Raw genomic sequence first — 6,187 nt, forward strand, 5'->3', positions numbered from 1 at the left:
CGCCGCGGTGCCCGCGCTGCTGCCGTGGCCCGGGGCGGACGAGATCTACGACCGGCGGTGGATCCACCAGGACCCTCAGGCGATGGCGGACGCTCTCGCCGGGCTGGGCGAGGAGGGCTGGCGGGACGCCGGGCAACTGGCCCGCACCCAGGTGCGGGAGAAGTTCTCGCTGCGCCGGGTCGCCCGGGACTGGACGGAGCTGCTGGTGTCCCGCTGACGGGTCCGGGCGGGCGGCCGGACCCGCCGGGTTCAGGCCGCCCGCTCCGGTTTGACGACCCGGAACACGAACTGACCGCAGAACATCAGCTTGCGCAGGTTCACCAGCGCCGTGCGCCGTCCGGTCTGCTCCGCCCAGCTGTCGATCTCGACGTTGAGCGGCGACTCCTCGTTCCAGTACCGCCCGTACTCCTGCTTCGAGCCGTTGCCGTAGGACCGCATGATCAGTGTCACCCCGTCCAGGGACGGCCGGATCTCCTTCAGGGCCAGTCCGGCCTCCTCGACCAGCACCCGGAATCCGTACGGCGTGTAGTTCCACAGGCTGAAGGAGTGGTACGGCTCGAACTGGGACGTGCTGCCGATGAACAGCCCGCCCGGCCGCAGCACCCGGCCGATCTCCGCCAGCAACTCACGCGGGTGCGAGACGTGCTCGAAGACCTGGTGCGAGTAGATCAGCGGCACGGTGTCCGAGCGGAACGGCAGGCGGACACCGTCGAAGTGGACCAGCGGATCCCCGCCGGGCCGGTGCTGCCGGGACTCCGGAGAGTCCCGGATGTCCACGCCGACCCATCGCACCTTCGGATCGTGTCTGCGGAAGAGCGCGACGGACGCGCCCCGCCCGCACCCGAGGTCGACCACCCGGTCCGGCGCGCCCGGCGAGGTCATGACTTCGTCCAGGTAGTAGCGGGACGTGACCTGGCGGGCGTGGTCGTCGGGGATGCAGTCGCGCATGAGGTCCCACAGGGTCGCCATGCGCCGAGGCTAAGGACGTGCCGCACCCGCGGCCCAGCAACCGTGCGGCGGTTCGCGCCCGCCGCCACCCGGAAGGCGTGATGGCGCGGCGCACCCGGCCCATGCCGGCCCTCGAGGCCGGGCGGGCCTCAGCCGTCGACCGCCACCATGCGCTGGAGCAGGTCCCGCAGCGTCCGCCGCTCCTGCTCGCTCAGCCCGGCCAGCGGCTCGCGGGCGAAGCGCAGCGAGTCGCGCAGGCTGCGGGCCACCCGGCGGCCCTCGTCGGTCGCCGCCGCCAGCTTCACCCGGCGGTCGGCCGGATCCGGGCGGCGCTCCACCAGGTCCCGCGATTCGAGGCGGTCCACGATGCCCGTGACGTTCGACGGCTCGCACCTGAGCTTGTGGGCCAGCTTGCGCATGGGGAGCGGCTCAAGGGAGAGCAGGCTGAGCAGCTTCGCCTGGGCGCCGGTCAGCGCGTGCTCGGCGGCCGCCTCCTCGTACTCCTCGTGGTACCGGGCCACGACCGAGCCGATCAGGTCGACGACCTCCATGGTCAGCGCGTCGGGGCGGGTGCTGTGAGGTGTGGCCATGCCGTCCAGGGTACCCCGTTACTTGACAGCATGAAATGTTAAAGCGCATCGTTGTTTCAGGTACTGAAGTATCAGGTGCCGACGCATGAGCCCGAAGCCCGAGGAAAGGTGCCCCCCATGACCGACACCCCCGCCCTCCCTGACGTCAACCGCGAATGGCACCTGGCCGCCCGCCCCGTCGGCTGGCCCAGGCCCGAGGACTTCGCCCTGGTCGAGGCCCCGATGCCCACGCCGGGTGAGGGACAGGTCCTGGTGCGGAACCTGTATGTCTCCGTCGACCCCTACATGCGCGGCCGCATGAGCGCCGCCAAGTCCTACGCCGCCCCCTACGAGCTGGGCAAGGTCATGCAGGGCGGCGCCGTCGGCGAGGTCGTCGCCTCCCGCGCCGAGGGCTTCGCCGTCGGCGACCACGTCCTGCACTTCTTCGGCTGGCGCGAGTACGCCGCCTTCGACGCCAAGAACGCCGTCACGGTCGACCCGCAGGCCGCGCCCCTGTCGACGTACCTCGGCGTCCTCGGTATGACCGGGCTCACCGCCTACGCCGGTCTGCTGCGCACCGCCGCCTTCAAGGAGGGCGACGTGGTGTTCGTGTCCGGCGCCGCCGGCGCCGTCGGCAGCCAGGTCGGGCAGATCGCGAAGCTCAAGGGCGCCTCCCGGGTCATCGGCTCCGCGGGGTCCGACGAGAAGGTGAAGCTGCTCGTCGAGGAGTACGGCTTCGACGCCGCCTTCAACTACAAGGCGGGGCCGGTGAGCGAGCAGCTGCGCGACGCCGCCCCCGACGGCATCGACGTCTACTTCGACAACGTCGGCGGCGACCACCTGGAGGCGGCCGTCGGCTCCCTGAATCAGGGCGGCCGCATCGCGATCTGCGGCATGATCTCGGTCTACAACGACACCGAGCCCGCCCCCGGCCCGCGCAACCTCGCCCGCCTGATCCAGACCCGCGGCCGCATCGAGGGCTTCCTGGTCGGCGACCACTACGACCTCCAGCCGCAGTTCGTCCAGGAGGTCGGCCCCTGGGTCGCCTCGGGTGCCCTCAAGTACCGCGAGACCGTCGTCGAGGGCATCGAGAACAACCTGGAGGCCTTCCTCGGCGTCCTGCGCGGCGACAACACCGGGAAGATGATCGTCAAGCTCTGAGCGCAGGCTCGCGCGCCAAGGGCCCCGGCGGCGTGCGCCGGTCACTCGTGGAAGGCCACCTCCGGGTGCCGCGGTGACGGGCCGTCCAGCAGCGGCTGGGCGACGCCCTTCAGAGGGAGGTCGAAGTTCGAGGGGCGCGTGCTCCGGGCGGTCGTGCTCCGAGGAGCCCGGCGATGTGGGCGCGGCGTGTGTGGTCCCCGAGCCGAGCGGCGCGAGGGACAGTCCGAGTAACGCGGCGGCGACGGCGTACCTCCGGGGAGTCAGGTCAGTGCCTCCCCGCCTCACTCTTCCTTGGATTTCCGGTATGCGGTAACTTCTTTCCGAAGTCGTCGGGGATCGTGGGCGCGAGTCCCGGGCGGACCGAGGAGGAAGACCACCGCATGCCCATTCAGCAGTCCGACGTCCTGTACACCGCCGTCGCCACCGCCCAGGGCGGCCGCGACGGCCGGGTCGCCACCGACGACGGCAAGCTCGACGTCGTGGTGAACCCACCCAAGGAGATGGGCGGCAGCGGCTCCGGCACCAACCCGGAGCAGCTGTTCGCCGCCGGCTACAGCGCCTGCTTCCAGGGCGCACTGGGCGTCGTCGCCCGGCAGGAGAACGCCGACATCTCCGGGTCGACCGTCACCGCGAAGGTCGGCATCGGCAAGAACGACGAGGGCTTCGGGATCATCGTCGAGATCTCGGCGGACATCCCGGGCGTCGACGAGACGACCGCGAAGGCGCTGGTCGAGAAGGCCCACCAGGTCTGCCCCTACTCCAAGGCGACCCGCGGGAACATCACCGTGACGCTCGCCTGACGGCAACCCGTCGCGCACGACGAAGGCCGCACCCCAGGACGTGGGGTGCGGCCTTCGCCCCTCCTTCGGGGCCGGACGGCCTGAACCGGGGTCAGTCGGCCGGAGCCCCGCTCACAGGGCCGCCCGGTGCGCCGCCCGGACGAACCGTTCGTTCTCCGGTGCCGCGCCGCCCGGAAACGCGCAGCGCCGCCGCGTGTACCCGTACGCCAGCCCGCTGCGCGGATCCGCGAAGGCCTGCGAACCGCCGGCCCCGCTGTGCCCGAAGGCGCCCGCGCCCAGGAACGGGTACCAGTTCTCGGCCGTCGCCTGGAAGCCGAGACCGAACGCCTTGTGGGTCCGGGCCACCAGGTCGTGGCCGACGGCGTGGATCTGGCCGACCTCGGCGACCGTGTCCGGCTTCAGCAGCGGTGGCCGCCCGGCCACCTCGCTGATCGCCGCCGCGTACATCCCGGCGAGCCCGCGCGCCGATGCCACGCCGCCCGCCGAAGCCGGTCCCTTGGCGCGGACCAGGCGGGAGTTGGCGTGGTCCACCAGCTCGCCCGGGTCGCCCACATGCGAGTTGAAGGCGATCGCGGTGAGCGTGTGCGGTCCGGCCGGCTGGGCGTCCAGCACGGCCTGCTGTTCGGACGACGGCAGCATCGGCTGCACGGACCGGAAGCGGACCTCCTCGGCGGCGGGCAGCCCGAGGAAGAAGTCCAGCCCGTAGGGGGCGCGCACCCGCTCCTCGTACACCTCCTGGAGGGTGCGGCCCGTGGCCCGGCGCACCACCTCACCGGCGAGCGCGCCCATCACCAGCGCGTGGTAGCCGAACGCCGTGCCGGGACGCCAGAACGGCCGCTGGTCCGCGAGCCGCTCGGCGACCATCCGGTCGTCCGCCAGCTCCTCCTCGGTGAACCCGGCGTCGAGCCCGATCAGCCCCGCGCGGTGCGTGAGCAGCTCGCGCAGGGTCAGCGCGCTCTTCCCCTCGGCGCCGAACTCCGGCCAGTAGTAGGTCACCTTCCGGTCCAGTTCGAGCGTGCCGTCCTGGACGAGGAGCGCGACGACGAGGTGGGCGGCGCCCTTGGTGGACGAGAAGACGCCGTGCAGCGACTCGGCCGAGGCGCCGTCCGGACCCGCCCACAGGTCGACGACCCGCCGCCCGTGCACGTAGGCGCACAACTGCCCCTCGTAGTCCGCCCGCTCCCGGGCCACGAACGCGGCGAACTCCGCGCGCACCTCCTCGTAGCCGTCGGCGACGGTGCCGTGGATCTCCTGCGTCATCCGATCTCCTTTTGCCTCCTCGGCCGTCCGCTGCTCGCGTGTGTGCCGTGGTCTACCTGGTCGCCAAGGTGAACAATGCCCGCCCGACCTGAGCGAATTCCCCCTTGGGGTGATCACGGAAGAGTGGTTCCGTCCCGAAGAGCACCGCACGCGGGCCACTGATCACCGACGCCCGTCCCGCCGCGGCCCCGGGCCCGCCGGTGCCGTCCGGCAGGGCGCGCCAGTGACCCGACACGAGCGGATTCCCGGTCGCGTACGACTGTTCCACACGCACCCCGCGTCCGAGATCCGTGAACCACAGCGGCGCGTAGACGAAGGTGTGCTCCGGCGCACCCGCGGTGATCCGGCCTCCCGCGTTCACCACCCGCACCACCCCGTTGGCGTCCCCGTTGCCCTCGACGGGCTTGACCGGCAGCAGCCCGGCACCGGCGTTGAGTTCCGCCCCGGCCGCCCCGCGCCCGACCAGACCGTGACCGTCGAGGAAGCGGCCGAGAGCCTGCCGCGCCGCCGGGTTCAGGTCGTCGTACGCCAGCCCCGCGGACACGAACAGCACGTTCACCCCCGACCAGTCGAAGCCGGCGTTCAGCACTCCGGCCGACACCGGCGTCACCTCGAAGCCCATCTCGCGCAGCGCGAACAGCTCACCCGAGGTGACGGCCGCCGCCACCCGTACCCGCGTCAGCGGGGTGCCGCCGGTCAGCCGTGTGGCGTCGAAGGCGACGTCGTGGGCGCGGGCCGCGGCCGTCGCCTGCCGCCGGGCCGAACCCGGCACGAGCGCACTGCCGTCGGCCGCCTGCCGGACCCGTACGCCCTGGGCGAGCAGGGAGTTGAGGGCCGCGACCTCGCGCGGATCGCCGAGGCGCAGCCGCAGGTCGCCGCGCGGGGCGACGTACCCCACGCGCGCCGCCTCGCGCACCGGTTGCAGCCGCACGGCGGACAGCCCGCGCACCGGCTCGACGGTGGCGCCCCACAGCCGGCCGAGGCTCCAGCCGGAGATGTCGTACATCGTCGACACCTCGGCGCTGATGTCCCGCCCGTCGGCCAGCAGCACGTTGGCGAGACCGCGCTTGGGCTGGCGCATGTCGACGACGTACGAGCCCTTGGCGTACCAGCGGCCGGAGAGCCGGAAGGAGTGCGTCGCGCGGCCCACGCGGACGTCCCCCGCGAGCAGATGGCCGACCAGACGGGAGGCGGCGGCGGGGGAGCGCTGGCCGCCGCCCACCGGAATGACGTAGGCGCGGGGGAAGGTGGTGGTGTAGACGTCCTCGGGGCCGATGCCGGGGACCCCGGGCACGGTCTCCTCGGACACCGGCACCTGCGCGGCCCCGGCGAGGCCGCGCCGGAAGACCTCGATCTGGTCGGCGACCAGCGTGCGGCGCTTGTCCCGCACGTAGTCCAGGGTCGCGTCGAGCGCGGCACCCGCGACGGCCATGTTGACCGCGGACCGGC

The 6,187-nt window shown here is 72.6% G+C and carries 6 protein-coding genes and 1 pseudogene; 3 read left to right on the forward strand and 4 right to left on the reverse strand.

What is annotated here, in order from left to right; genetic code table 11:
* Positions 1–217: hypothetical protein (locus AB0O67_RS35985; RefSeq protein ID WP_365459888.1), on the forward strand; the 217-nt coding region annotated here is incomplete at its 5' end.
* Positions 218–249: 32 nt separating this feature from the next.
* Here AB0O67_RS35985 and AB0O67_RS35990 read toward each other — a convergent pair.
* Both AB0O67_RS35990 and AB0O67_RS35995 read right to left on the reverse strand, forming a co-directional pair.
* Entirely contained in the window at positions 250–969 is a 720-nt protein-coding gene (locus tag AB0O67_RS35990; protein WP_365459891.1) for a class I SAM-dependent methyltransferase, read from the reverse strand.
* Positions 970–1,097: 128 nt separating this feature from the next.
* Positions 1,098–1,538, reverse strand: coding sequence for a MarR family transcriptional regulator (locus AB0O67_RS35995; protein ID WP_365459894.1), 441 nt, complete (start codon positions 1,536–1,538; stop codon positions 1,098–1,100).
* A 117-nt stretch (positions 1,539–1,655) separates the two neighbouring features.
* Here AB0O67_RS35995 and AB0O67_RS36000 point away from each other — a divergent pair, with 117 nt between their 5' ends.
* The gene (locus tag AB0O67_RS36000; RefSeq protein WP_365459897.1) at positions 1,656–2,678 is read left to right on the forward strand and encodes an NADP-dependent oxidoreductase; all 1,023 of its coding nucleotides are present in this window, start codon (positions 1,656–1,658) and stop codon (positions 2,676–2,678) included.
* A 380-nt stretch (positions 2,679–3,058) separates the two neighbouring features.
* Entirely contained in the window at positions 3,059–3,478 is a 420-nt protein-coding gene (locus tag AB0O67_RS36005) for an organic hydroperoxide resistance protein (RefSeq protein ID WP_365459900.1), read from the forward strand.
* Positions 3,479–3,589: 111 nt separating this feature from the next.
* On the opposite strand, the gene AB0O67_RS36010 is transcribed toward AB0O67_RS36005, so the two are convergent.
* Together AB0O67_RS36010 and AB0O67_RS36015 are read right to left on the reverse strand one after the other, a co-directional pair.
* On the reverse strand, positions 3,590–4,738 hold the full coding sequence (locus tag AB0O67_RS36010) for a serine hydrolase domain-containing protein (RefSeq protein WP_365459903.1): 1,149 nt from the start codon (positions 4,736–4,738) through the stop codon (positions 3,590–3,592).
* Positions 4,739–4,790: 52 nt separating this feature from the next.
* A pseudogene (locus AB0O67_RS36015) lies at positions 4,791–6,187 on the reverse strand (peptidase M28); the annotation flags it as partial.

The sequence above is a fragment of the Streptomyces sp. NPDC086077 genome, from assembly GCF_040686175.1.
In the GTDB taxonomy this organism is placed as follows: Bacteria; Actinomycetota; Actinomycetes; order Streptomycetales; family Streptomycetaceae; genus Streptomyces.

What these genes read in the sequence shown, in the direction of transcription:
- AB0O67_RS35990 (WP_365459891.1), bottom strand. Translation starts at nt 969, where the DNA reads ATGGCGACCCTGTGGGACCTCATGCGCGACTGCATCCCCGACGACCAC.
- AB0O67_RS35995 (WP_365459894.1), bottom strand. Translation starts at nt 1,538, where the DNA reads ATGGCCACACCTCACAGCACCCGCCCCGACGCGCTGACCATGGAGGTC.
- AB0O67_RS36000 (WP_365459897.1), top strand. Translation starts at nt 1,656, where the DNA reads ATGACCGACACCCCCGCCCTCCCTGACGTCAACCGCGAATGGCACCTG.
- AB0O67_RS36005 (WP_365459900.1), top strand. Translation starts at nt 3,059, where the DNA reads ATGCCCATTCAGCAGTCCGACGTCCTGTACACCGCCGTCGCCACCGCC.
- AB0O67_RS36010 (WP_365459903.1), bottom strand. Translation starts at nt 4,738, where the DNA reads ATGACGCAGGAGATCCACGGCACCGTCGCCGACGGCTACGAGGAGGTG.